Here is a 23,734-nt window from a genome sequence, read left to right on the forward strand (position 1 = left end):
GGGGTGGGAGCCGGCGCGGCGGCCGGCGCCGGGGGCGGTGTGTCAGACATAAGCCAGCGTAGGCTTGGCCCGTGCCTTGGCAAGTCGATCGAAGCCTTGCAGCTCTGCAATCAGCGCAGGGAAGGCCGAGAGCGGCACCATGTTTGGCCCGTCGCTGGGGGCGCTGTCGGGGTCCTCATGCGTCTCGATGAAGACGCCGGCGACGCCGACGGCGACCGCAGCACGCGCCAGTACGGGCACGAATTCGCGCTGCCCGCCGCTCGATGAGCCCTTGCCACCGGGCTGCTGGACGGAGTGGGTGGCGTCGAAGATCACCGGCGCACCGATCGTCTGCGCCATGATCGGCAGGGCGCGCATGTCGGAGATGAGCGTGTTGTAGCCGAAGGAGGCGCCCCGTTCCGTCACCATGACATTGGGGTTGCCGCTCTCGGTGATCTTGGCGGCGACGTTGACCATGTCCCAGGGGGCGAGGAACTGGCCCTTCTTGACGTTGACGACGCGGCCGGTCCGGGCCGCCGCCACCAGCAGGTCCGTCTGCCGGCAGAGGAAGGCGGGGATCTGCAGCACATCGACGCATTCCGCCACGGCGGCGCACTGGCTCGCCTCATGGACGTCGGTCAGCACCGGCAGGCCGGTCTGCTCGCGGATCTCGGCGAAGACAGGCAGCGCCGCCTCCAGCCCCATGCCGCGCGCAGCCTTGACGCTGGTCCGGTTCGCCTTGTCGAAGGACGTCTTGAAGACGAGCCCGATCCCGAGCTCCTCCGCGATCTCCTTCAGCGCGAAGGCCGTTTCCAGCGCGTGGTCGCGACTTTCCATCTGGCAGGGGCCGGCGATCACGGCGAGCGGCAGGGCATTGCCGAAGCGCACCGGTGAGGCGAGATCCGCTCCTACGGTCACGATGGCGTTGGCGGTCATGATCGACGTCTCCCGTCCTGTCAGGCGCCGGGCTTTGGACCCTCCGCCCCGGCGGGTCAACCCGCCGCGCCGAGACGCCGCAGCTGCGCGGCTGCCGTGCGAACGCACTGGCGAAGCAGTCGCGAGGTCTGTAAATTCAGTCGCGACGCATTATGTCGGTCAGGTCAGGACAGGGATCGATCTTGGGAACGACGGCTGCGAGCACGATGCGGGGGAGGGCTGCCAGGGGCGCCGGAAACGGTCCCGCTTGGCCCGTGACCGCCCGCACCCCCCTGGTGATGGCCGATCGGCCGCGCCGCGCGGGCCCGCCCGCCGATGGTGGCCGGGAAGGCGCCGGCACCGCGGTCCTGACGCGGACGCGGACCCGCAAGCCCAACCTCTATCGGGTCCTGCTTCTGAACGACGACTACACCCCGATGGAGTTCGTCGTTCACGTCCTCGAGCGGTTCTTCCAGAAGGACCGCGCCGCGGCCACGCAGATCATGATGCATGTGCATCAGAACGGCGTCGGCGAATGCGGCGTCTTCACCTACGAGGTCGCCGAGACGAAGGTGACCCTCGTGATGGACCTTGCACGCAAGCACATGCATCCGCTCCAATGCGTGATGGAGAAGAAGTAGCGTCTTGAGTCCGTTCGCACCCCTTGAATCGGAATAGGAGCGCAATCCGTGCCGAGTTTCTCGCGCAGTCTCGAACAGGCGCTTCACCGGGCTCTGGCGCTCGCCAATGAGCGCCACCACGAATACGCCACCCTGGAACATCTGCTGCTGGCGCTGGTCGACGACCAGGACGCGGCTGCGGTCATGCGCGCCTGCAGCGTCGATCTCGACACGCTGCGGCGCAGCCTCGTCGACTATATCGACGCCGAGCTCGCCAATCTGGTCACCGACGGGCGCGACGATTCCAAGCCGACCGCCGGCTTCCAGCGCGTGATCCAGCGCGCCGTCATCCATGTCCAGTCCTCGGGCCGCGAGGAGGTGACCGGCGCCAATGTGCTCGTCGCCATGTTCGCCGAGCGCGAGAGCCATGCCGCCTACTTCCTGCAGGAGCAGGACATGACGCGCTACGACGCGGTGAACTACATCAGCCACGGCATCGCCAAGCGCCCCGGTGCGAGCGAGTCGCGGCCTGTCCGCGGTGTCGAGGAGGAGCCCGAGCAGCAGCGGGATTCGCGCGCCGCCGATTCCGGCAACGACGCCGACAAGGACAAGAAGAAGAAGGAAAGCGCCCTCGACGCCTATTGCGTCAATCTCAACCGCAAGGCGCGCGACGGCCGGATCGACCCGCTGATCGGCCGCGAGGCCGAGGTCCAGCGCACGATCCAGATCCTCTGCCGCCGGCAGAAGAACAATCCGCTGCTCGTCGGTGATCCCGGCGTCGGCAAGACTGCCATCGCCGAAGGACTTGCGCTCAAGATCACCCGCGGCCAGGTGCCCGAGGTGCTTGAGGACGCCACCGTCTTCTCGCTCGACATGGGCACGCTGCTCGCCGGCACCCGCTATCGCGGCGATTTCGAGGAGCGCCTCAAGCAGGTGATGAAGGAGATCGAGGCCCATCCCAAGGCGATCATGTTCATCGACGAGATCCACACGGTGATCGGCGCTGGTGCGACCTCGGGCGGCGCGATGGACGCCTCGAATCTGCTCAAGCCGGCGCTCGCCTCGGGCAGCCTGCGCTGCATCGGCTCGACCACCTACAAGGAGTACCGCCAGTACTTCGAGAAGGACCGGGCGCTGGTTCGCCGCTTCCAGAAGATCGACGTGAGCGAGCCCTCGATCCCGGATGCGGTCGAGATCCTGAAGGGGCTGAAGCCCTATTTCGAGGAGTTTCACAAGCTTCGCTACACCAACGACGCCATCAAGGCTGCGGTGGAGCTGTCCGCGCGCTACATTCATGACCGGAAGCTGCCGGACAAGGCGATCGACGTCATCGACGAGACCGGCGCCTCGCAGATGCTGGTGCCCGAGAACAAGCGCAAGAAGACCATCGGCGTGAAGGAGATCGAGGCGGCCATCGCTACCATGGCGCGCATCCCCGCCAAGACCGTCTCCAAGGACGATGCCGAGGTGCTGCGCAATCTCGAGACGACGCTGAAGCGCACCGTCTACGGGCAGGAAAAGGCGATCGAGGCGCTGTCCTCCTCGATCAAGCTCGCCCGCGCCGGCCTGCGCGACGGCGAGAAGCCGATCGGGTGCTATCTGTTCGCGGGGCCCACCGGCGTCGGCAAGACCGAGGTCGCTCGCCAGCTCGCCACCTCGCTCGGCGTCGAGCTGATCCGCTTCGACATGTCGGAATATATGGAGCGCCACACCGTCTCGCGGCTGATCGGCGCGCCTCCGGGCTATGTCGGCTTCGACCAGGGCGGGCTCCTGACCGACCAGATCGACCAGCATCCGCACAGCGTGCTGCTGCTCGACGAGATCGAGAAGGCCCATCCCGACCTTTTCAACATCCTCCTGCAGGTGATGGACCACGGCAAGCTGACCGACAACAACGGCAAGCAGGTCGATTTCAGGAACGTCATCCTGATCATGACGACCAATGCCGGCGCCGCCGACATGGCCCGCAACGCCTATGGCTTCACCCGGCAGAAGCGCGAGGGCGACGACACGGAGGCGATCAACAAGCTCTTCGCGCCGGAATTCCGCAACCGGCTCGACGCGGTCGTCTCCTTCGGCCATCTGCCCAAGACGGTCGTCGCCCGGGTCGTCGACAAGTTTGTGCTGCAGCTCGAGGCCCAGCTCGCCGACCGCAACGTCACGATCGAGCTGTCGGACGAGGCCCGCGAGTGGCTGGTCGAGAACGGCTATGACGAGGCCATGGGCGCCCGCCCGATGGCCCGCCTGATCCAGCAGACGATCAAGACGCCGCTCGCCGACGAGGTGCTGTTCGGTCGGCTGAAGAATGGCGGCGCGGTCCGCGTCGTGGTCGTGCAGTCCGAAACCGGCATCAAGGTGCTCGGCCTCGAATTCCCCGACGGCCCGGTCAAGCCGAAGCCGGAGAAGGACGTGGCCGCCGCAGCCGAGAAGCGCGAGCGCAAGCCGCGTGCCAAGGCCGCCGCCGCCAAGCCGGCTCCCGCTGCGCCGCGTCGCAGCGGTCCCGCCGGCAAGGCGGGCAAGGGCGACGGTGGCGGCAAGGGCGATGGTGGGAAAGGACCGGAGGCTCCCAAGGCCCAGCGTTCGGTCCGCACCGTCCCGAAAGTCCCGCTGACCAAGGCTTGAGACCGTGTTGTTCAGGCGCAAGACCGATACGCTGCTGGCTCATGCGGCCGAGCCGGCGCCGGAGCAGTCCGCTCCGGCGCGCAAGGAAAAGTTGAGCTGGTTCGAGAAGCGGGACCGGCGCCGACGCCGGCGCAAGGTGTTCGAGGAGATCCTGGGCTGGATCCTCGTCCCCGCCTTCATCTACCTGATCTATCTCGGCGTGCAGGCGATCGGCGGCATCCCGAAGGAAATCATCGACTTCGGCAACGAACTGTTCGGGTTCGTGATGAAGGGCGGTCGCTGAGAGGCGCAGGTGGCCGGCGCCCCTGCAGCCGGCGCAATCCCCGCTGCTCATCGCAGTGGCTCGGCGGGCCGGGCCGGGTCGTCTAGAAGGCGGGTACCGTCCCCGCCAGCGGGGCCGGCCCGATCTCCCGCCCTCCGAGCCGCCTGCGTGCTGACATCCTCATGACCGTATCCGCCGAGTGGAGCTGGTGGCGCGTCGCGCTGGCCGGCATGCGCGATGCGCTGTCGCTGCCGGCCTGGGTCGTCGGCTTCGGCTTGGTCGGCATCGGCTCGCTGGCGCGCGATGTCGGCTATCCGGTCGAGGTCGCGGTGCTCTCGACCATGCTGGTCTGGGCCGGCCCCTCGCAGGTCATCTTCTTCGCCTCGATCGCGGCCGGCGCGGCCTGGAGCGCGATCGCGATCGCGGTCGGCTTCGCCTCGCTGCGCTTCCTGCCGATGACGGTGGCGATCCTGCCCTTGCTGCGCCGCCCGGGGCAGGGTGTCTGGATGCAGCTCCTCCTCGCGCATTACGTCGCGGTGACGGCCTGGACGGAAGGGCTGCGCCGCTTGCCGCATGTGCCGCCGGCCCAGCGCGTCGCCTATTTCCTCGGCTTTGCCAACACCTGCATGGCGACGAGCTCGGTCGGCACCTTCCTCGGCTACTATCTGATCGGCGCCCTGCCGATCCCCTTCGCCGCCGGCCTGCTCTGCCTGACGCCGATCTTCTTTCTCGCCTCGCTCACGGCGGGGCTGCGCCACCGCGGCGACGCCGCCGCCATCGTTCTCGGTCTCGCGCTGGCGCCGATCTGCGACCGCTTTATCGGCGGCGGCTTCGATCTCATCGTCGCCGGGCTGATCGCGGGTACGATCGCTTTCGCCCTGCGGCCGAAGCGGGCGGCGCCATGACCGGGACGATCACGCAGCCGATTGCCTGGCTAGACGGGCCGTGGTGGCCCTATCTCGCCCTCATCCTCTTCGCGGTGCTGCCGACCGAGATCTGGCGCTGGCTCGCCGTGGCCTTCTCGCGCCGGATCGACGCCGACTCGCCCGCGCTCGAATGGGTGAGGGCGGTGGCGACGGCGCTGCTCGCCGGCATCGTCGCCAAGCTGATCGTCGCGCCGCCGGGGGCGCTGGCCGCCGTGCCGCTCGCGCTGCGGGTCGGCGCGCTCTCGGTCACGCTCGCGATCATGCTGTTCGACCGCCGCCGGGTCCTGCTCGCGGTGCTGGCGGGCGAGGCGACGCTGATCGGCGGCGCCTATGTGCTGCTGGCGCTGTGACCCGGCCGCTCAGCGCGCCGACAGCGCCGACCGGATCTTCTCCGCATTCGCCTTGAGCACTTCGGCATCCGCCATGGCGCCCGTATGCGGACGCAGCGCCACGCCGTCGTGACGCGGCATGACATGGACATGCAGGTGGAAAACGACCTGCCCGCCGGCCGCCTCGTTGAACTGCTGGATCGTCACGCCGTCGGCGGCGAAGGCGGCCTTCACCGCGCGCGCCATGCGCTGCGTCGTCAGCGCCACGGCCTGCAGCGCCTCGGACGGCGCGTCCAGCACATTGCGGCAGGCCGCCTTGGGCAGCACCAGCACATGCCCGTCGGCACGCGGCATGATGTCCATGATCGCGACCGTCGCCTCGTCCTCATAGACGGTGTGGGAGGGCAGCTCGCCGCGCAGGATCCGGGCGAAGACGTTGTCGGTGTCGTAAGCGGTCATGGAGCATCCGGACGGCGTTGAAACAAGGCGTCAGCCTGTGGGGGCGGGCCGTCGGCGTCAAGGCCGGAGCGCCTGGGGAGGGGGACGCTCGTCGGCGCCCAATGACAGGGTCTCGCTGATCTGCGACTCGAGCACGAGATCGTCGCTGGCGCCGAGCACCCAGAGGTCGGTCACCTCGAAGCGCAGCAGCGAGACGTCCCACCAGCGCGCCACGATCTCCGCCAGCGCCGCCGTCTCGCCCGCGTCGAGATCCTCGGTCAGGTTGTAGAGCCCGACGAGATAGAGACCGCCCGGCGGGCGCCCGAAAGCGGCCTGGACCTCATGGATCGGGTTCAGCCCGCGCCGCTTCTCCGGATAGACCCGCAGATAGAACCGCCCGCGATTGACATTGCCCGAGAAGGGCCCGCGCAGATCCACCGCGAAGGGCTCGATCCGGGCGAGGGCGCGGCGGGCGCTGTCCGAGATCACCGGCGCGTCGCCGGTGGCGAGCGTGCCGCACAGCGTCGCATGCAGCCGTCCCGCGCGTCGCGGCAGGATGTCCCAGGCGATCTTGGGGGCGAAGGGCGCCGCGCGCATCTGCGCGTCGAGCCGCTGGAACGGCTCGGAAGCCGCGAGCCGCGCGCCATCGATCGGCAGGACGAGCGAAAACACCGGCGGATGCCGGCCCATCTCATACGCGCGCCCCTCCTGCCGGGGAATGACGCGGGGATGATCGGGCGCCACCAGCGGCAGATGCGCCAGCCGGTAGGACTCGTCCAGAAGCAGCGGCTCGCTCTGGAAATCGCTCAGGCTGCGGCGGTAGCCCAGTTCGCCATCGGTACAGAAGGTCGGCCCGGCCGTTGCCGGGTGAGCCTGCCGGTCAGCCATCGTGATCCCCGGTCTTGCGGAACGGGCTCTCGGCCGCGAGCGCCGCCTGGGCTTCCGCGATCTGAGCCCGCTCGCGGGGCAGGTAATGCGCGACGGCGCGCTTCAGGCCCGGATCGGCGAGATGGTGCAGCGAGCGCGTCACCACGGGGCGGTATCCGCGCGCGAGCTTGTGCTCGCCCTGGGCACCGGCCTCGACGCGGGCGAGCCCGTTCGCGATCGCATAGTCGATGGCCTGATGGTAGCAGATCTCGAAATGCAGGAAGGGGTGGTCCTCGATGCAGCCCCAGTTGCGGCCATAGAGCGTGTCGGCGCCGCGGAAATTGATCGCGCCAGCGATGTAGCGCCCGGCGCGCTTCGCCATCACCAGAACGATCCGCTCGCCCATCGCCGCGCCGACGCAGGAGAAGAAGGCGCGGTTCAGATAGGGGCGCCCCCATTTGCGCGAGCCGGTGTCCTCGTAGAAGGCGTGGAAATCATCCCAGACCGTCTCGGTCAGGTCGCTGCCGCTGAGCACCTCGACGCTGATCCCCGCCGCCAGCGCCTCGCGGCGTTCCCGCTTCAGCGCCTTGCGTTTGCGCGAGGCGAGCGTCGCCAGGAAGTCGTCGTAAGAGCCGAAGCCCTCGTTGAACCAGTGGAACTGGAGATCGTGCCGCTCGAGATAGCCGGCCTCCCGCAGGGCCATGACATCCGGCTCCTGCGCGAAGGTGACATGGACGGAAGACGCCTCGGTCTGCTCGCACAGAGCCTCCAGCCCGGCGATCAGCCCGGCGCGGGCCTCGTCCGCCCGCGGCCCCGGCGCGACCAGCAGCCGCGGGCCGGTGGCGGGCGTGAAGGGCGCCGCGACCTGGATCTTCGGGTAATAACGCCCGCCCGCGCGCTGATAGGCGTCGGCCCAGCTGTGGTCGAAGACGTATTCGCCCTGGCTGTGGCTCTTCAGAAAGCTCGGCGCGGCGGCGAGCAGCCGGTCCTCGCCGTCCTCGACGAGGAGATAGGCCGGCGACCAGCCCGAGCGACCGCCGACGCAGCCGCTTTCCTCGAGCGCGCGCAGGAACGCGTACGAAATGAACGGGTTTTCGCGGTCGAGCCCGCTCGGCAGTCCGTCCGGAGGAGCGGGATGGGCGCAGGCATCCCAGGCTGCGGCCGGAACCGCCTTCAGCGAGGTCGCGACGCGTACCCTGAGGTCGCCGGCCCCGCTCTCGCTCAAGGCGTGAAGCCCTCGAACACCATCTGGTCGGCGAGGCGCGAGGCCTTCTCCCGATCCTCCGGCGTGCGCACCGTCCAGCTCATCAGCGGCATGCCGACGACATTGCGGCAGAGATAGGGGGCCGCGCTGTCGAGATCCACCACCTTCCAGGAGAGGAAATCCGGCCGGCTTCGCTCGAAATGCAGCAGATTGGCCATGGCGCGGCGCGTTCCGGCATCGAGATGGGCATAATCCGGATAGGAATAGTCGTTCATCGCGACGATCCCGCGCGGGACGGCTGGCGCGATCTCGCGCAGCGCGGCGACGATCTCGGGATCGAAGGATTTGAACACGATCGGTTGGCCGGCGCGGCCGGCGACGATCTCGGCCGCGCGCCGCGTCAGGCGCAGATCGCCGTCGAAGCGGCTCTTGATCTCGATGACGAGGGGCACGCGCCCGCCGATCAGGTCGAGGAAGCCGGAGAGCGTCGGGATCGGCGCTCCGCTGCCGCGCAACGGGATGGCGGCGAGCGCCTGCGCCGTCTGCGCCGAAACCGCGCCCTGGCGCTCGGTCAGCCGGTCCAGCACGAAGTCATGGAACACCATCGCCTCGCCGTCGGCGCTGAGCTGGACGTCGCATTCGATGCCGAAGCCGTGGGCGATGGCCGCCTCAGCCGCCGGGCCGCTGTTCTCGATCACGCCGGCGGCGGCGTCGTGCAGCCCGCGATGGGCGATCGGGCGGGCGATCAGCCAGCCGAGATCGGGGCGGGTTCCGCCAAGGAGAGGGCCGCGCATCAGGCGATCTCGAACATCGCCTCGACCTCGACCGCCGCATCGGCCGGCAACTGGGCGACGCCGATCGTCGAGCGGGCATGGCGCCCCTTGTCGCCCAGAACCTCCACCATCAGGTCCGACGCGCCGTTCATGATCGCGGGCAGGGCGGCGAAATGCGGCGCGGCGTTGATGAAGCCGCCGAGGCGGACGCAGCGCGTGATCCGGCTGAGATCGCCGTTCAGTGCCGCCTTGGCCTGGGCGAGCACGTTGATGGCGCAGAGCCGCGCCGCCTCGAGACCGGCCTCGTTGAAGATCTCGACGCCGAGCTTGCCCTTGTGCTTGTCGGAGAGCTTGCCGTCGAGGCCGAAGCAGAGCTGGCCGGAGATCACCAGCAGGTTGCCGGTGATGACAGCCGGTACGTAGTTCGCGATCGGCGCGGCCGGCGTGGGCAGGGTGATGCCGAGTTCGGCGAGCTTGGTATCGACGGCATTCATCGGAAAAACTCCACCGGAGCGGCTGATGTGAAGCGGGCCCGGCGCGAGGCGGCGCGACGAAAACACGAGCCGGGCGAGGGCCTCCCTTCATGGCCGATGCCCGGCCCGCCCGCAAGCGCGAGGCCATGCGCCATCCGGCCGCCCGCCGCGCGCGACGCGGCCGCCTCTCGCGCGCTGACCGCCTTGTTTGCGCCATTGCGGCAATGCACCTAGCTTCGAGAGTGTTCAGCACAGGAAGCGGCGCGACCATGACGACGAACGCAGCAGGCCTCACGGGATTTCTCGCAGTCGCGGCGCTCTGGAGCGGCGCGGCGGCAGCCCAGCCGAGCCCTACTGAGCGTGTCGTTCTGGCGCCGCATCGCGCGGTCTACGATCTGGTTCTCGACGCCGGCAAGGCGGCCAAGAACGTCGACTCGGCCCGCGGACGCATCGCCTTCGACTTCACCGGCGATGCCTGCGAGGGCTATGCGCTCTCCTTCCGCCAGGTGACGCAGCTGCAGAGCGGCGAGGGCGGCCCGCGCCTGATCGATGCGCGAACAACCAGCTTCGAGGCCGGCGACGGCGCGAGCTATCGCTTCAAGACCGAAAGCTCCGCCAGTGGCACGCCGAAGGAAATCGTCGACGGCACGGCCACCCGCACCGGGGAGGGCTATGAGGTCAAGCTCACGGCGCCCAAACCCGAGACTCATCGCGAGCCGGTGGCAGCGCTGTTTCCCAACGCGCAGATGAAGGCCGTCATCCAGGCGGCGCGCGAGGGTCGCAACACCCTGAACGTCCGGCTCTATGACGGCGCCAATGGCGGCAAGGACGTCTACGAGACGCTGTCCGTCATCGGCCGCAAGCTGGACAGCAAGCCGACGGAAGAACCGCTGCAGCGGCCGGAGTTCGAGAAGCTCGCCCGTTGGCCCGTGACCATGTCCTATTTCAAGGTCGGCTCGGGCGAGACGACGCCGAGCTATACCATCTCCTTCGAGCTGTACGAGAACGGCGTCACCGGCGCGGTCCGGCTCGACTATGGCAGCTTCGCCCTGCGCGGCACGCTCACGCGTCTGGATCTTCTGCCTCAGGCGGATTGCGCGAAATAGCGCTCTCGCCCCCGGCCCGCTGCGGCAGGCGCAGGCTCAGCCCCTTGCCGATGGCGGCGTCGCCGAAGCGGGCCCGCAGCGCATCGAGCGCGCCCTCCATGGCCTTCAGCCGCGGCGTCGCGACATCGGCGAGGTCGCCATGGTCGGCATCTTCCGGGCCGGTCAGGTCGCTCGCCCCGATCCCGATCAGCCGGTAGCGCGGGCCGGTGCATTCGCGCCGCAGCAGCTCGCGCCCGGCCGCGAAGAGCCGCGCGGCGAGCTGCGTCGGCTCGGGCAGCCGCGTCGCCCGCGTGATGGAGTGGAAATCCGCGGTCTTCAGCTTCAGCGTGATCGTCCGTCCGGCCAGCTCCTGATGCTTCAGGCGCTTCGAGGTCTTCTCACACAGGCGCCACAGCACGGGCTCCAGCTCCTCGAAGCGCGAGAGATCGACATCGAGCGTGGTCTCGCTGGAGACGCTCTTCGTCTCGCGCTCCGGCGTGACGCGGCGCGGGTCGATGCCGTTGGCGAGATTCTTCAGCCGAGGCCCGTCCTTGCCCGCCAGCCGGAACAGCTTGTCGACCGGCGCCTCGCGCAGGTCCCCGATCAGCCTGAACCCGGCTCCAGCCAGCTTTGCCGCGCTCGCCTGGCCGATGCCCGGAATCAGGCCGACCGGCTTGGAGGCGAGGAAGGAGACCGCTTCCGCCCGCCCGATCACCGAGAAGCCGCGCGGCTTGTCCATGTCGGAGGCGACCTTGGCCAGGAACTTCGCATAGGACAGGCCGACCGAGACGGTGATGCCGATCTCCTGTTCGATGCGCCGGGCGAAGCGCGCCAGGGTCACGGCCGGGCTGGCATGGTGCAGCAGCTCGGTCCCCGCGAGGTCGAGAAAGGCCTCGTCGATCGAGATGGGCTCGACCAGCGGCGTGAGCTCCTGCATCAGCCGGCGCACCTGCCGGCCGACCGCGACGTATTTCGCCATGTCGGGCTTCACCACCACCGCTTCGGGGCAGGCCTTCAACGCCTTGAACATCGGCATGGCCGAGCGGACGCCATAGGTCCGCGCGATGTAGCAGGCGGTCGAGACGACGCCGCGCTTGCCGCCACCGATGATCACCGGCTTGTCGATCAGCGAGGGATCGTCACGCTTTTCCACCGCCGCATAGAAAGCGTCGCAATCGATATGGGCGAGGCTGAGACTGTCGCGCTCGGGGTGGCGCAGCAGGCGCGGCGAGCCGCAGGCGGGGCAGCGCCGCGGCTCGGCCTCGTCGCCGTCATGGTCGCGCAGGCAGTCGCGGCACAGGACGCGCCGCGCCAGGCCCCGCGACGGCGCGGTCAAGCGAAGTCGCCGGCGGGTGGCCCGCCCAGACGCTCCCGGGCCCGCGCCACCGCTTCCGGGTTTACCCCCGCATTGGCGGCGAATTCGAGCAGCAGCGAATCGCTGCCGCCGACATGGTCCAGCACCGCCGCCAGGAAGCCGGGGTCGCCCGCGGCGGCGCGCAATGTCGCCGGGCCCAGCCCCGTCGTGGCCAGGAAGGGCTCGAGCCGCTCGGGCTCGGCGGCGAGAAATCCCAGCGCGCGCAGGGCCAGCATCTCGGCGTCGTCTTGGCTCGGGGGGCTCGCCATGGCTGTCGGAAGGCTCCTGCCGGAATTGGTCGGGGGATTTGCGTTTCGTCAACGGCTTACATGCTAGGCAGTGATCATGGAACGAGGCTGCCAGCTTGGGCAATCGGGATCGGCCCCCGGTCCGCGGCGCAAAGGAAGGGCGGCATCATGAAGACGGTTCTGATCGTCGAGGATAACGAGCTCAACATGAAGCTCTTCAACGATCTCCTCGAGGCGCATGGCTATGCGACGCTGAAGACCGCCGATGGTATCGAGGCGATCGAGCTCGCGCGCACGCATCGTCCCGACCTGATCCTGATGGACATCCAGCTGCCCGAGGTCTCGGGGCTCGAGGTCACCAAATGGATCAAGGAGGACGACGACCTCAAGGCGATTCCCGTGATCGCGGTCACGGCCTTCGCGATGAAGGGCGACGAGGAGCGCATCCGGGAGGGCGGCTGCGAGGCCTATCTCTCCAAGCCGATTTCCGTCGCGAAATTCCTGGAGACCGTCCGCGCCTATGCCGGCGCGGCCTGAACGTTCGAGGGGCTTCCCATGTCAGCGCGCGTTCTGGTCGTCGACGACATCATCACCAACGTGAAGCTGCTCGAGGCGAAGCTCTCCTCGGAATATTTCGACGTCGTCACGGCACTGAACGGCCCCGATGCCATCGCGATCTGCGAGCGCGGCGAGGCCGACATCGTGCTGCTCGACGTGATGATGCCGGGCATGAACGGCTTCGACGTCTGCCGCCGCCTCAAGAGCGAGGCGATCACGGCGCATATCCCGGTCGTGATGGTCACCGCGCTCGACCAGCCGGGCGATCGGCTCAAGGGGCTGGATGCCGGCGCCGACGACTTCCTGACCAAGCCGCTCGACGACACCGCGCTCTTCGCCCGCGTGCGCAGCCTTGTACGGCTGAAGTCGATGACGGACGAGCTGCGCAACCGGGCACTCGCCTCGCGCCGCCTTGGCATTGCCGATCCGCTCGCCGCCGCCGCCTCCGAAACCGGGCTGAACGGCCGCATCCTGATCATCGAGGACCGGCCGCGCGTGATCGAGCGGCTCGAAAGCGCGCTCTCGGCCTTCCATGTCGTGGAAACCGAGCCGGATCCGCAGCAGGCGCTGCTGCGGGCGGTCGAGGGCGAATTCGACAGCGTGCTGGTCAGCCTCGACCTGCAGGGTTTCGACGGGCTGCGCCTGTGCAGCCAGCTGCGCTCGCTGGAGCGCACCCGCAACGTCTCCGTGCTGATGATGGGCGAGGCGGAGGACCGCACCCGTATCCTGCGCGGCCTCGAGATCGGTGCGCATGACTTCCTGATCCGGCCGATCGATCGCAACGAGCTGCTGGCGCGCGTCCGCACCCAGGTGCGCCGCAAGCGCTTCACCGAGAAACTGCGCGACAGCGTGCAGACCTCGATGGAAATGGCGGTGATGGATCAGCTCACCGGGCTGCATAACCGCCGCTACATGGATACGCGCATGGCGGCGCTCTTCGACGAGTCCGCGCTGCGCGCTCGCTCGCTGGCGCTGCTCGTGCTCGACATCGACCACTTCAAGAGCGTCAACGACAGCTACGGCCACGATGCCGGCGACGAGGTGCTGCGCGAATTCGCCGACCGCGTGCGCGCCTGCACCCGCGGCATCGACCTGGTCGCCCGCATGGGCGGCGAGGAGATCGTCGTCGTGCTGCCGGATACCGCGCTGGACGCCGCCTATGCGGTGGCCGAGCGCATCCGCGAGCGCGTGGTCTCCGAGCCCTTCGGCATCCAGGGTGCGACCCGCACGATTCCCGTGACCGTGTCGATCGGCGTCTCGAGCCGGCGTGCCGGCGATGCCTCGCCCGCCGAGATCATGAAGCGCGCGGACGACGCGCTCTATCTGGCCAAGGCGAACGGCCGGAACCGCGTCATCGCGGCCAACGCCGCCTGAAACGCGGCGGATCTGGTTATCAGGTAAGGTTAAGCCCCGACAAAGATTGGTGAATCGCGGTCCGGCTGTTGATTCGGCTGCGCTCCGGCGGCAAGTGTTGTGCGACGCAGCGTCATGCGCTGCCTCGCCACGCCCCTCGGCTCTCAGGTCCGCCGCATCTCCTGGGATCCCGGAGGGCTCGGCCGGTCGGTTGCGGACATTCTGGCCTCCTCAGAACCGCCGCCGGCCGGCCACCTCTTTCCCGCTTCAGAAATACTGGGAAAGCACGGCCGGCACGACATAACCGAGCCCGGCGAAGATCGCGAGGATGGCGACGAGCGCGACCGCCGCGACGACGCGGTTGCCGAGGAAGCGCGAGGAATCGATTTCGACGAGCAGCTTGAGCAGGCGACGCCCGGCGCCATGCGGCGTGCTGCGGGGGGCGGGATCGGGATCTGCGGCGTTCACGGGTCGATCTTCCGGTAACCAAGGGACGAACCCTGCGCAGCGCGCGCCGCCAGCGCAGATGGTCGTCGCCCCCGACCGATCGCCAGCGTGACATCATTCTGCGTTCCGTGGCGTGACAATTGCGCCGCAGCCGCCCAAAAACCGCCTTCAGATGTCTGTCGGCATGCTTAGCCTCGCGCCGATGACGTCCGGCGCCCGGCGGGGAGGGGATCTCAGAGCCCGGTCGCGCGCCGCAGCGCCGCGTTGATGCGATCCTGCCAGCCGGGTCCGTCGATCTGGAAATGTTCGAGCACATCGCTGTCGATGCGCAGCGAGACCAGTTCGCGCGCACCGGGCAGGGCGGTCCGCTGTGTCACGGGCTCGGGCGCCGGTGGCTTCGGGGCGGCGAACAGGGCTTCCGCCTTGTCGCGCGCGCTGAGGGGGCGGCGTGGCCGATCGTTGCTCATGGCGCGAGATCCTTTGGCGCAGACATCTTTCAGGGGCCGCTGGGCGACGAGGGAAGGCCGCGGCCATGGAGGGCGACAGGTCGGGCGCAACAAAAAAACCGCCCGGAAGGGGCGGTTTTCGTGAAAGACCGATCTCAGTGGGGCCAAAGCCTCACTTGATCTTGGTCTCCTTGAACTCGACGTGCTTGCGCGCGATCGGGTCGTACTTCTTCTTCGACATCTTCTCGGTCATCGTGCGCGAGTTCTTCTTCGTCACGTAGAAGAAGCCGGTGTCGGCGGTCGAAAGCAGCTTGATCTTGATGGTCACGGCCTTGGCCATGGGGATATCCTCGAACCATGCGGGGCGGTGAGGCCCACGGAAAATCAGAAAGGCCGGGCGAGCCCGGCAAACCGTCGGGCGTGGGAATGCCGGAAAGGGGCGCCGAAGTCAAGGCGGATCGGTGCGGCGACCGCCCGGCGGGACGGAGGACGCGTCAAAGCTCCTCGCGCACGAAGCGGCCGTTCTTCTCCCAATAGAACGGCACCGGCAGCCAGGGCGCAAAACCGCCGGCGATCCGCGCTTCCACCTCCTGGATGATGACCTTGGTGATGGTCGGCAGGTCGAGTTCCTTGGCCTCGTCGAAGTCGACCCAGACGAGGTCGATCAGTTCCGAATCGGGCCCGACGACGTTCTCGATGCGCTTGGCGCTCGCCGTGGCGTCGACCGTGAAGAAACGGGTGTCAAAGCGCTTCGGGCGCCGCGGCGGCGTGATCGCACGCGCGACGAAGGTCACCGCCGACAGATCCGGAAAGATGCCGTGGCCGGCGAAATCGGCCCAGCTTCCGGCCGGGGCCTTCTCCGGCGCGCCGAATTCGGTGGAGCCGAAGAGCAGGCCGGTCTCCTCGAAGGTCTCTCGGATCGCGGCGAGCGCCAGAGCCCGCGCCTTGCCGGCGCTCGGGCGCAGGGTCCGCTTCAGCAGCCGGTCCTCGCAGATCTGGGGGAGCGCCCCCGTTGCAGCCATCCGCCGGTCGCCGGGATCGACCCGGCCACCCGGGAAGACGTACTTCCCCGGCATGAATTTATGGCCGGGATGGCGCTTGCCCATCAGGATCCGCGGCTTCGCCGCCGCGCGGTCGAGGATCATCATCGTCGCCGCGTCGCGCGGCCGCTGGTTGACGGCGACGCGGACGCGTTCGGCATTGGTCAGGGTGACGGCATGGTCGTTCATGGCTGCTGCACCGCAGGCGGAAGGGGTTGGCGCTCGGCCGTGTCGGGCCGGCCGCCGAAGCCGTGCATGCGCAGGGCCCATTGCAGGCCGATGACGCCGCCCTTGACCGGCTGCATCAGCAATAGCGAGAGGATGACGGTCAGCGCCGGCCAGACCGCCATATGCAGGCCCATCGACCAGTCGGCATACTTCTCCGCCAGCAGCAGCCCGCCGACGACGACATGGCCGACGATGGTGATGACGACATAGGGCGGCAGATCGTCGGCGCGCTGGTGATGCAGCGCCTCGCCGCAGGCCTCGCAACTGTCGACCGGCTTCAGGAAGCCCTTGAACAGCCGTCCCTGGCCGCAATGCGGACAGCGTCCGCGCAGGCCGTTGCCGATCGCCCGGCGCCAGTCCCGTGCCTGCGGTTGAGGGTTCGCCGTGTGGATCTGGACCGCCATCACCGCCTCTTTCCCGATTTGGGCTTGCCCGCCTTGCCCTTGGCGAAGCGCCCCGGGCCGCTGCGGCCGCCGGGCGGACCGCCGAAGGCGCCGCCCTTGCCGCGACGAGGCGCGGGGCCACGTCCGCCCAGGCCGCCTCCCGTTGCCGCCCGGCCGGCCGAGAGCAGCTCGAAGCGCAGCGCACCCGCGACGGGTGCGGCCTCGACCAGCTTGACATGGACGCGGTCGCCGAGGCGGAAGCTCTCGCCCGTGCGCTCGCCGATCAGCGCATGCGCCGCCTCGTCGTAACGGTAATAGTCCGCCCCCAGCGTCGAGGCGGGAATGAAGCCGTCGGCGCCCGTGCCGTCGAGCTTGACGAAAAGCCCGGCCTTGTTGACGCCGCCGATGCGCCCGTCGAAGGAGGCACCGATCTGATCGGCGAGGAAATGCGCGATCAGCCGGTCGACCGTTTCGCGCTCGGCCGCCATGGCGCGCCGCTCGGCGGCGGAAATCCGCGTCGAGACCTCGCGCAGTGCTTCCAGCGTCGTGCCCTTCGGCAGGCCGTCCTCGCCGAAGCGCTGGGCGGCGATCAGCGCGCGGTGGACGACGAGATCGGCATAGCGCCGGATCGGCGAGGTGAAATGGGCGTAGCGGCGCAGGTTGAGCCCGAAATGCCCGTAATTTTCGGCGACATACTCCGCCTGGGCCTGGCTGCGCAGCACCACCTCGTTGATGAAGATCTCGTTCTCCGAGCCCTTGATCATGCCGAGAATGCGGTTGAACAGCGCCGGCCGCAACACGCCTTCCTTCGGCAGCTTGATGCCGATCAAGGCCAGCACCTCGCCGAGTGCGCGCATCTTCTCGAGCGAAGGCTCGTCATGGCAGCGATAGACCAGGAGGCTCCCGGCCTTTTCCAGCGTCTCCGCCGCCGCGACATTGGCGAGGATCATGAACTCCTCGATCAGCTTGTGGGCCGCCAGCCGCTCCGGGACGATGACGCGGTCGACCGAGCCGTCGGGCTTCAGGATCAGCTTGCGCTCGGGCAGGTCGAGATCGAGCGGCTGGCGCGCATCGCGGGCGCGGGCCGCCACGCCATAGGCCGCCCAGAGCGGCATCAGGATGGTGTCGCGGACGGCCGCGCCCTTCTCGTCGCCCTGTCCGTCGATCGCGGCCTGCGCCTGCTGGTAGGAGAGCTTGGCGGCGGAGCGCATCAAGATGCGGTGGAAGGAATGGCTCTTCTTCGAGCCATCGGCCTTCAGCACGAGCCGCACGGCCAGCGCCGGCCGGTCCTCGCCCTCACGCAGCGAGCAGAGATCGTTGGAAATCCGCTCCGGCAGCATCGGCACGACGCGGTCGGGGAAATAGACCGAGTTGCCGCGCTCCAGCGCCTCGCGATCGAGCGCCGAGCCCGGCCGGACATAGGCCGCGACATCGGCGATGGCGACGGTGACGACATGGCCACCGGGATTGTCCGGGTCGGCGTCGGGCGCGGCATGGACCGCGTCGTCATGGTCCTTGGCATCGGCGGGGTCGATCGTGATCAGCGGCAGCGCGCGCCAGTCCTCGCGTCCCGCCGGGCCGGCCGGCCGCACGGCTTCGGCTTCCGCGATCGTGGCGGGCTGGAAGACATGGGGAATGCCATGGGCGTGGATTGCGATCAGGCTGACCGCCCGCTCGGATTTCAGCGAGCCCAGACGCTCATTGACCTGCGCCTCCGGCGGCCCGAAGCGCGTTTCGCGTCGCAGCGCCACCGAGACGAGATCGCCGTCCTGCGCATCGCCGGTCTGGCCCTTCGGGATCAGCGCCTCGCGGCCCTGCGCCTTCTTGTCGATCGGGATCAGCCGGCCCGAACCGTCCGGCATGGCGCGGAAGATGCCGAGCACCTGCGCCTTGCCCTTGCCCATGACCTTGAGCACGCGGCCGGAATACCCATAGCCCTCGATGCCCTTCAGCCGAGTCAGCTTCAGCAGCACCTGGTCGCCAAAAGCCGGAGCCGGCGCGGCATGGCGCTTGGCCCGGAATTCGCGCGGCCGCTCGACCAGAATGCGCGGCGCGACACCCTGCTCGGCCTCGTTCCACTCGAGCGGCAGGGCATAGGCGTCGCCGTCGCGATCCTTGCCCTTGATCTCGCAGAGCAGCACGGGGGGCAGGGCGCCACGCGGATGCACCGGCCGGGCGACGCCGTCGCCGCCGGTCTCGCCCTCTTCCTCGAGCTCCTTGAGCAGGCGCTTGAGCCAGATCTTGCCGCCACCCGACAGCCCGAAGGCCTTGGCGATCTCGCGGCGGCCAACCTCGCGGCCGGCCTCGCGCTCCGCCTCGATGAAGTCGAGGATCGCCTCGCGGCTGGGGTCAGGAGCGGACAAGGCCGAGGCTCTCGGGATGGGGCGGGAACTGCGTCATCCGCCTGATGTGGCATGCGAGGGCGGGCGATACCAGAACCCGCAGCGGATTCCGCCCCTGCAACGGAAGAAGGGCCGCCCTCGCGGACAGCCCTTCCATTGCCGAACCGCAGCCCCGGTAACCGGGCCTGAAGGTCCAAAACTCAGGCGGAACAAGACCCCCACGGAGAGAGAGACCCTGTCTGCCCGCCTTGAACCAGCGGTTGATGACAATGAGACACTGGATCACCTCCTTTCATTTGTTACCGGCAGGGAGAGGCTAGGGCGATTCCCGACGGGTCGTAAATGTCAAAAAGCAAGCGGGCTTCCGTGGCGCCCATCCCGGTGCTGCCGGGCCTCTCGGCAATACGACAGCCGAATGCCTGTCCGATAGGCAGATGAGTTGCCTACAGATCAGGCAAATCAGCCATATCCGCATGAACATTGCGTGGCTAAGGGAGGGCGTCGCAGGAAATGCTGTCGGGCGGCCTCTGGTGACAGAGATTTGTGGTGCGGTGCAGCGGTATTCCCGAGGTTGGCACGTCCTTTGCCAGCCACCTGAACCGGGCCGGGGAGGCCCGCCGACGCCTCGGTCCGCAGGCGCGGCCAACCAGGGTCGGTTCGGGGGATCATCCGTGAACACCACACGTCGCACAGTTCTAGGCGCCGCTCTCGCGGGCGCCACCATGCTTGCCACCCTTCTGCCGGCGGCGGCGCAGGAGACCATCAAGGTCGGCATCCTCCACTCGCTCTCGGGCACGATGGCCATTTCCGAGACGACGTTGAAGGACGTCATGCTCATGCTCATCGAGGAGCAGAACAAGAAGGGCGGCGTGCTCGGCAAGAAGCTCGAGCCGGTCGTGGTCGACCCTGCCTCGAACTGGCCGCTCTTCGCCGAGAAGGCGCGCGAACTCATCACTAAGGACAAGGTCTCGGTCGTGTTCGGCTGCTGGACCTCGGTGTCCCGCAAGTCCGTGCTGCCGGTCTTCAAGGAGCTGAACTCGATCCTGTTCTACCCCGTCCAGTACGAGGGCGAGGAGAGCGAGCGCAACGTGTTCTATACGGGCGCCGCGCCGAACCAGCAGGCGATCCCCGCCGTCGACTATCTCGCCAAGGAAGAGAAGGTCCAGCGCTGGGTGCTGGCCGGCACCGACTACGTCTATCCGCGCACGACCAACAAGATCCTCGAGGCCTATCTGCTCGCCAAGGGCGTGGCCAAGGAGGACATCATGATCAACTACACGCCGTTCGGGCATTCCGACTGGCAGACGATCGTCTCCGACATCAAGAAGTTCGGCACCGCCGGCAAGAAGACGGCCGTGGTCTCGACCATCAACGGTGACGCCAACGTGCCGTTCTACAAGGAGCTCGGCAACCAGGGCATCAAGGCGACCGATATCCCGGTCATCGCCTTCTCGGTCGGCGAGGAAGAGCTGGCCGGCATCGACACCAAGCCGCTGGTCGGCCATCTCGCCGCCTGGAACTACTTCCAGTCGGTGAAGACGCCGGAGAACGAGGCCTTCATCAAGCAGTGGAAGGCCTTCAAGAAGAACGACAAGGCCGTCACCAACGACCCGATGGAGGCCCATGTCATTGGCTTCGCCATGTGGGTGAAGGCGGTCGAGAAGGCCAAGAGCTTCGATCCCGACAAGGTGATCGACGCGCTGCCGGGCATCACCGCGCCGAACCTGACCGGGGGCATCTCGACGATGCTCCCCAACCACCACATCACCAAGCCCGTCCTGATCGGCGAGATCAAGGCCGACGGCCAGTTCGACGTGGTCTCGAAGACCGATCTCGTTCCCGGCGACGCATGGTCCAAGCACCTCGAAGGCTCCAAGGACCTGATCGGCGACTGGGTCGAGAAGAAATGCGGCAACTTCAACACCAAGACCGGCAAGTGCGGCGGCGCCTGACGACTTGAGAGGGGGAGGGCCGGCACGGGCGCCATAAGGCCCGGCCGGCCCTCGCAATCAGCGGCACCCCCGGCTCGGGCCGGGGGTGTTCGCCACAGACGATCCGGCGCCGCGCCCCGCCCGCCGACGGACCATGCGAAGCGAGCCCATGCGGATCCTGCCCTGCCTCCTGCGCACCCTGGCGCTGGCGATGTTGCTCGCGCTCCATCCGGGTGCAGCCCCCGCCCAGAGCGCCGACGACGCCTTTGCCCGGCTCGGTGCCGACAGTTTCTCCGAAACCAACCGCGCCATCGAGCTGCTGATCGCCCAGGCGCATCCGCAGGCGGCGTTGATCATCGAGGCGCTGGCCGAGGGCCGGCTGCTGGCCGGTGGCGGTGCCGTCGTGGTGCGGATGCCCGACGGCCGCATCCTCGACGCCCGCACCGGCGCGACCCTGCCCGCGGCGCCCGCGGGTCTTGCGGCCGTGCGGCTCAACAACAGCGTGCGCCGCACCATCCAGGGCGCGCTCGGCGGGCTCGGCCTGCTCAATCCCGACGCCGGCAAACGCATCGCCGCGGCGGAGGCCGTGTTCAAGTCGCGCGACGCCTCGCTGCTGCCCGTGCTCGAAGGCGCCATCGCCAAGGAGACGAATGCCCGCGTCAAGGCGGCGCTGCGGCAGGCACAGGCCGCCATCCTCGTCGCGAAATCCGACGCGCCCCCCTTCGACCGGATCGCCGCCATCGACGTGCTGCGCGAGCGCGGCGACCAGGATGCGCTGGCGACGCTGCGCTCCCTGCCGGCCGATGCCTCCGCCTCGCTGAAGGAGGCGCAGGCCCGCGCCATCTCCGACATCGAGGGCCGGCTGGCGCTCTGGCGGGCCGGACAGAACCTCTGGTATGGGCTCTCGCTCGGCTCGGTCCTCCTGCTCGCCGCCATCGGGCTCGCCATTACCTTCGGTGTGATGGGCGTGATCAACATGGCCCATGGCGAGATGGTCATGATCGGCGCCTACACGACCTTCATCGTCCAGGAGGTCATCCGCGCCCGCTTCCCGGGCCTGTTCGACTATTCGCTGCTGATCGCCGTGCCGCTCGCCTTCCTCGTGGCGGGGCTGGTGGGCATCGCCATCGAGCGCGGCGTGATCCGCTTCCTCTATGGCCGGCCGCTGGAGACGCTGCTGGCGACCTGGGGCATCAGCCTGATCCTGCAGCAGGCGGTCCGCACCGTCTTCGGGCCGACCAACCGCGAGGTCGGCGCGCCCGCCTTCATGTCGGGCGCCTTCGAGATCGGCGAGATGGCGATCACCTGGAACCGGCTCTGGATCATCGTCTTCGCGATCCTCGTCTTCGCGGCCCTGCTGGCGATCCTGAAGCTGACGCCGATCGGCCTGCAGATGCGCGCCGTCACCCAGAACCGGCGCATGGCCTCGGCCATGGGCATCCGGACCGGCCGCGTCGATGCGCTCACCTTCGGGCTGGGCTCCGGCGTGGCGGGGCTGGCGGGCGTCGCGCTCTCGCAGATCGACAATGTCAGCCCCAATCTCGGCCAGAGCTACATCATCGACAGCTTCATGGTCGTGGTCTTCGGCGGCGTCGGCAATCTCTGGGGCACGCTGGTCGCCGCGATGACGCTGGGTGTCGCCAACAAGCTGCTCGAACCCTATGCGGGGGCGGTGCTCGGCAAGATCGCGCTGCTCGTCTTCATCATCCTCTTCATCCAGAAGCGCCCGCGCGGCTTGTTCGCGCTCAAGGGCCGGGCGGTGGAAGCATGATCGCGCGCTTTCTCCTGCAGGACATGGACCGGCGCGGCGCGATCTTCCTCGCCCTCATCGCCGGGCTTGCCATCCTGATCCCGGCTTTGAACCTGCTCGTGCCGGCCGGCTCGCCCTTCCACGTGCCGACCTCGACCATGTCGCTCTGGGGCAAATATCTCTGCTACGCGCTGCTGGCGATCTCGCTCGACCTCGTCTGGGGCTATTGCGGCATCCTCTCGCTCGGCCACGGCGCCTTCTTCGCGCTCGGCGGCTATGCGATGGGCATGTATCTGATGCGCCAGATCGGCTCGCGCGGCACCTATGGCAACCCGATCCTGCCGGATTTCATGGTCTTCCTGAACTGGAAGGAGCTGCCCTGGTACTGGTACGGCTTCGACTCCTTCCCCTTCGCGATGCTGATGGTGCTGCTCGCGCCGGGGCTGCTCGCCTTCGTCTTCGGCTGGTTCGCCTTCCGCAGCAGAGTCACCGGCGTCTATCTCTCGATCATCACCCAGGCGCTGACCTACGCCCTGCTGCTCGCCTTTTTCCGCAACGACATGGGCTTCGGCGGCAACAACGGCCTGACCGATTTCAAGGACATCCTCGGCTTCAACGTCCAGGCGCAAGCGACTCGTGCGGCTCTGTTTTCCATGACCTGCGTCATGCTGATCGCGGGCTTCCTGATCGCGCGCGGCATCGTCGTCTCGAAGCTCGGCAAGGTCGTCATCGCGATCCGCGACGCGGAATCGCGCACGCGCTTCCTTGGCTACCGGGTCGATCGCTTCAAGCTCTTCGTCTTCACCGTCTCGGCCTGCATGGCGGGTGTCGCGGGGGCGCTCTACGTGCCCCAGGTCGGCATCATCAATCCCAGCGAATTCGCCCCGGCCAACTCGATCGAGACCGTCATCTGGGTCGCGGTCGGCGGCCGCGGCACGCTGGTGGGTGCGGCGCTCGGCGGCGTCGTCGTCAACTACGCCAAGACGATCTTCACCTCCGGCTTCATGGCACCCTACTGGCTGTTTGCGCTCGGCGCGCTCTTCGTCTTCGTCACCCTGTTCATGCCCAAGGGCATCCTCGGCACGGCGCAGGACTGGTGGGAGAAGCGGCGCAGGCCCGCTCCCGCGACGACGCCCGAACCGGCCCCGGCGGAGTGACGCG

The 23,734-nt window shown here is 68.3% G+C and carries 25 protein-coding genes; 11 read left to right on the forward strand and 14 right to left on the reverse strand.

Annotated elements, in window-relative coordinates:
- Positions 1 to 42: 42 nt before the first annotated feature.
- Complete coding sequence (gene kdsA / locus AX750_RS21225; protein ID WP_066716559.1) at positions 43 to 915, reverse strand: 3-deoxy-8-phosphooctulonate synthase; 873 nt, start codon at positions 913 to 915, stop codon at positions 43 to 45.
- A gap of 278 nt (positions 916 to 1,193) precedes the next feature.
- Here kdsA and clpS point away from each other — a divergent pair, with 278 nt between their 5' ends.
- The 5 genes from clpS to AX750_RS21250 all read left to right on the forward strand — a co-directional run bounded on the left by clpS (position 1,194) and on the right by AX750_RS21250 (position 5,674).
- Complete coding sequence (gene clpS / locus AX750_RS21230; protein ID WP_066716606.1) at positions 1,194 to 1,535, forward strand: ATP-dependent Clp protease adapter ClpS; 342 nt, start codon at positions 1,194 to 1,196, stop codon at positions 1,533 to 1,535.
- A 48-nt stretch (positions 1,536 to 1,583) separates the two neighbouring features.
- The gene (gene clpA, locus AX750_RS21235) at positions 1,584 to 4,136 is read left to right on the forward strand and encodes an ATP-dependent Clp protease ATP-binding subunit ClpA (RefSeq protein WP_066716550.1); all 2,553 of its coding nucleotides are present in this window, start codon (positions 1,584 to 1,586) and stop codon (positions 4,134 to 4,136) included.
- A gap of 7 nt (positions 4,137 to 4,143) precedes the next feature.
- Positions 4,144 to 4,419, forward strand: a complete 276-nt coding sequence (locus tag AX750_RS21240) for a hypothetical protein (RefSeq protein ID WP_066716547.1) — start codon at positions 4,144 to 4,146, stop codon at positions 4,417 to 4,419.
- A gap of 161 nt (positions 4,420 to 4,580) precedes the next feature.
- Positions 4,581 to 5,303, forward strand: a complete 723-nt coding sequence (locus AX750_RS21245) for an AzlC family ABC transporter permease (RefSeq protein WP_066716544.1) — start codon at positions 4,581 to 4,583, stop codon at positions 5,301 to 5,303.
- Positions 5,300 to 5,674: an AzlD domain-containing protein gene (locus tag AX750_RS21250; RefSeq protein WP_066716542.1), complete on the forward strand. Its 375-nt coding sequence runs from the start codon at positions 5,300 to 5,302 to the stop codon at positions 5,672 to 5,674. The genes AX750_RS21245 and AX750_RS21250 overlap by 4 nt, the downstream gene beginning before the upstream one ends.
- A gap of 9 nt (positions 5,675 to 5,683) precedes the next feature.
- Here the strand turns inward: AX750_RS21250 and AX750_RS21255 are convergent, their stop codons facing one another.
- The 5 genes from AX750_RS21255 to AX750_RS21275 are packed head-to-tail and all read right to left on the reverse strand — an operon-like array spanning position 5,684 to position 9,429.
- Positions 5,684 to 6,112 (reverse strand): HIT domain-containing protein, encoded by a 429-nt coding sequence (locus tag AX750_RS21255; protein ID WP_066716540.1) that lies wholly within the window; start codon positions 6,110 to 6,112, stop codon positions 5,684 to 5,686.
- A gap of 57 nt (positions 6,113 to 6,169) precedes the next feature.
- The gene (locus AX750_RS21260; RefSeq protein ID WP_066716537.1) at positions 6,170 to 6,979 is read right to left on the reverse strand and encodes a hypothetical protein; all 810 of its coding nucleotides are present in this window, start codon (positions 6,977 to 6,979) and stop codon (positions 6,170 to 6,172) included.
- Positions 6,972 to 8,135: a GNAT family N-acetyltransferase gene (locus tag AX750_RS21265; RefSeq protein WP_245282488.1), complete on the reverse strand. Its 1,164-nt coding sequence runs from the start codon at positions 8,133 to 8,135 to the stop codon at positions 6,972 to 6,974. Before AX750_RS21265 ends, AX750_RS21260 begins: the two co-directional genes overlap by 8 nt.
- 44 nt (positions 8,136 to 8,179) lie before the next feature.
- A complete protein-coding gene (locus AX750_RS21270) occupies positions 8,180 to 8,956 on the reverse strand; it encodes a glycerophosphodiester phosphodiesterase family protein (protein ID WP_066716525.1) in 777 nt (258 codons plus the stop codon).
- Positions 8,956 to 9,429, reverse strand: a complete 474-nt coding sequence (locus tag AX750_RS21275) for a RidA family protein (protein ID WP_066716524.1) — start codon at positions 9,427 to 9,429, stop codon at positions 8,956 to 8,958. Before AX750_RS21275 ends, AX750_RS21270 begins: the two co-directional genes overlap by 1 nt.
- Positions 9,430 to 9,677: 248 nt before the next feature.
- Between AX750_RS21275 and AX750_RS21280 the strand changes: the two genes are divergently transcribed.
- A complete protein-coding gene (locus AX750_RS21280; RefSeq protein ID WP_066716522.1) occupies positions 9,678 to 10,514 on the forward strand; it encodes a cell envelope integrity EipB family protein in 837 nt (278 codons plus the stop codon).
- Here AX750_RS21280 and AX750_RS21285 read toward each other — a convergent pair.
- Positions 10,471 to 11,793: a DNA polymerase IV gene (locus AX750_RS21285; protein WP_156446407.1), complete on the reverse strand. Its 1,323-nt coding sequence runs from the start codon at positions 11,791 to 11,793 to the stop codon at positions 10,471 to 10,473. The genes AX750_RS21280 and AX750_RS21285 overlap by 44 nt on opposite strands.
- 32 nt (positions 11,794 to 11,825) lie before the next feature.
- The gene (locus tag AX750_RS21290; protein WP_066716517.1) at positions 11,826 to 12,116 is read right to left on the reverse strand and encodes a DUF3572 domain-containing protein; all 291 of its coding nucleotides are present in this window, start codon (positions 12,114 to 12,116) and stop codon (positions 11,826 to 11,828) included.
- Between the two features lie 144 nt (positions 12,117 to 12,260).
- Here AX750_RS21290 and AX750_RS21295 point away from each other — a divergent pair, with 144 nt between their 5' ends.
- Both AX750_RS21295 and AX750_RS21300 read left to right on the forward strand, forming a co-directional pair.
- On the forward strand, positions 12,261 to 12,632 hold the full coding sequence (locus AX750_RS21295) for a response regulator (RefSeq protein ID WP_066716603.1): 372 nt from the start codon (positions 12,261 to 12,263) through the stop codon (positions 12,630 to 12,632).
- An 18-nt stretch (positions 12,633 to 12,650) separates the two neighbouring features.
- Positions 12,651 to 14,027, forward strand: coding sequence for a PleD family two-component system response regulator (locus tag AX750_RS21300; protein ID WP_066716514.1), 1,377 nt, complete (start codon positions 12,651 to 12,653; stop codon positions 14,025 to 14,027).
- A 246-nt stretch (positions 14,028 to 14,273) separates the two neighbouring features.
- Here AX750_RS21300 and AX750_RS21305 read toward each other — a convergent pair whose 3' ends face one another.
- The 6 genes from AX750_RS21305 to rnr form a co-directional block, all read right to left on the reverse strand.
- Positions 14,274 to 14,474 carry a hypothetical protein gene (locus AX750_RS21305; RefSeq protein WP_066716511.1) on the reverse strand — a complete coding sequence of 67 codons (201 nt, stop codon included), beginning with the start codon at positions 14,472 to 14,474 and terminating at the stop codon, positions 14,274 to 14,276.
- A gap of 212 nt (positions 14,475 to 14,686) precedes the next feature.
- Complete coding sequence (locus tag AX750_RS21310; RefSeq protein WP_066716498.1) at positions 14,687 to 14,920, reverse strand: BrnA antitoxin family protein; 234 nt, start codon at positions 14,918 to 14,920, stop codon at positions 14,687 to 14,689.
- Between the two features lie 151 nt (positions 14,921 to 15,071).
- Positions 15,072 to 15,239, reverse strand: a complete 168-nt coding sequence (gene rpmG / locus AX750_RS21315) for a 50S ribosomal protein L33 (RefSeq protein WP_066716495.1) — start codon at positions 15,237 to 15,239, stop codon at positions 15,072 to 15,074.
- A 154-nt stretch (positions 15,240 to 15,393) separates the two neighbouring features.
- Entirely contained in the window at positions 15,394 to 16,128 is a 735-nt protein-coding gene (locus tag AX750_RS21320; protein ID WP_066716492.1) for an NUDIX hydrolase, read from the reverse strand.
- Entirely contained in the window at positions 16,125 to 16,571 is a 447-nt protein-coding gene (locus AX750_RS21325; protein WP_066716491.1) for a DUF983 domain-containing protein, read from the reverse strand. The genes AX750_RS21320 and AX750_RS21325 overlap by 4 nt, the downstream gene beginning before the upstream one ends.
- The gene (gene rnr, locus AX750_RS21330) at positions 16,571 to 18,913 is read right to left on the reverse strand and encodes a ribonuclease R (RefSeq protein ID WP_348626296.1); all 2,343 of its coding nucleotides are present in this window, start codon (positions 18,911 to 18,913) and stop codon (positions 16,571 to 16,573) included. Before rnr ends, AX750_RS21325 begins: the two co-directional genes overlap by 1 nt.
- 701 nt (positions 18,914 to 19,614) lie before the next feature.
- Here rnr and urtA point away from each other — a divergent pair.
- The 3 genes from urtA to urtC all read left to right on the forward strand — a co-directional run bounded on the left by urtA (position 19,615) and on the right by urtC (position 23,730).
- A complete protein-coding gene (urtA, locus tag AX750_RS21335; protein ID WP_082732986.1) occupies positions 19,615 to 20,844 on the forward strand; it encodes an urea ABC transporter substrate-binding protein in 1,230 nt (409 codons plus the stop codon).
- 190 nt (positions 20,845 to 21,034) lie between these two features.
- Positions 21,035 to 22,594, forward strand: a complete 1,560-nt coding sequence (urtB, locus tag AX750_RS21340) for an urea ABC transporter permease subunit UrtB (RefSeq protein ID WP_066716602.1) — start codon at positions 21,035 to 21,037, stop codon at positions 22,592 to 22,594.
- Positions 22,591 to 23,730, forward strand: coding sequence for an urea ABC transporter permease subunit UrtC (urtC, locus tag AX750_RS21345; RefSeq protein WP_066716484.1), 1,140 nt, complete (start codon positions 22,591 to 22,593; stop codon positions 23,728 to 23,730). Before urtB ends, urtC begins: the two co-directional genes overlap by 4 nt.
- Positions 23,731 to 23,734 lie beyond the last annotated feature (4 nt).

The sequence above is a fragment of the Methylobacterium sp. CCH7-A2 genome (assembly GCF_001557075.1).
GTDB classification, from domain to species: domain Bacteria; phylum Pseudomonadota; class Alphaproteobacteria; order Rhizobiales; family Beijerinckiaceae; genus Allobosea; species Allobosea massiliensis.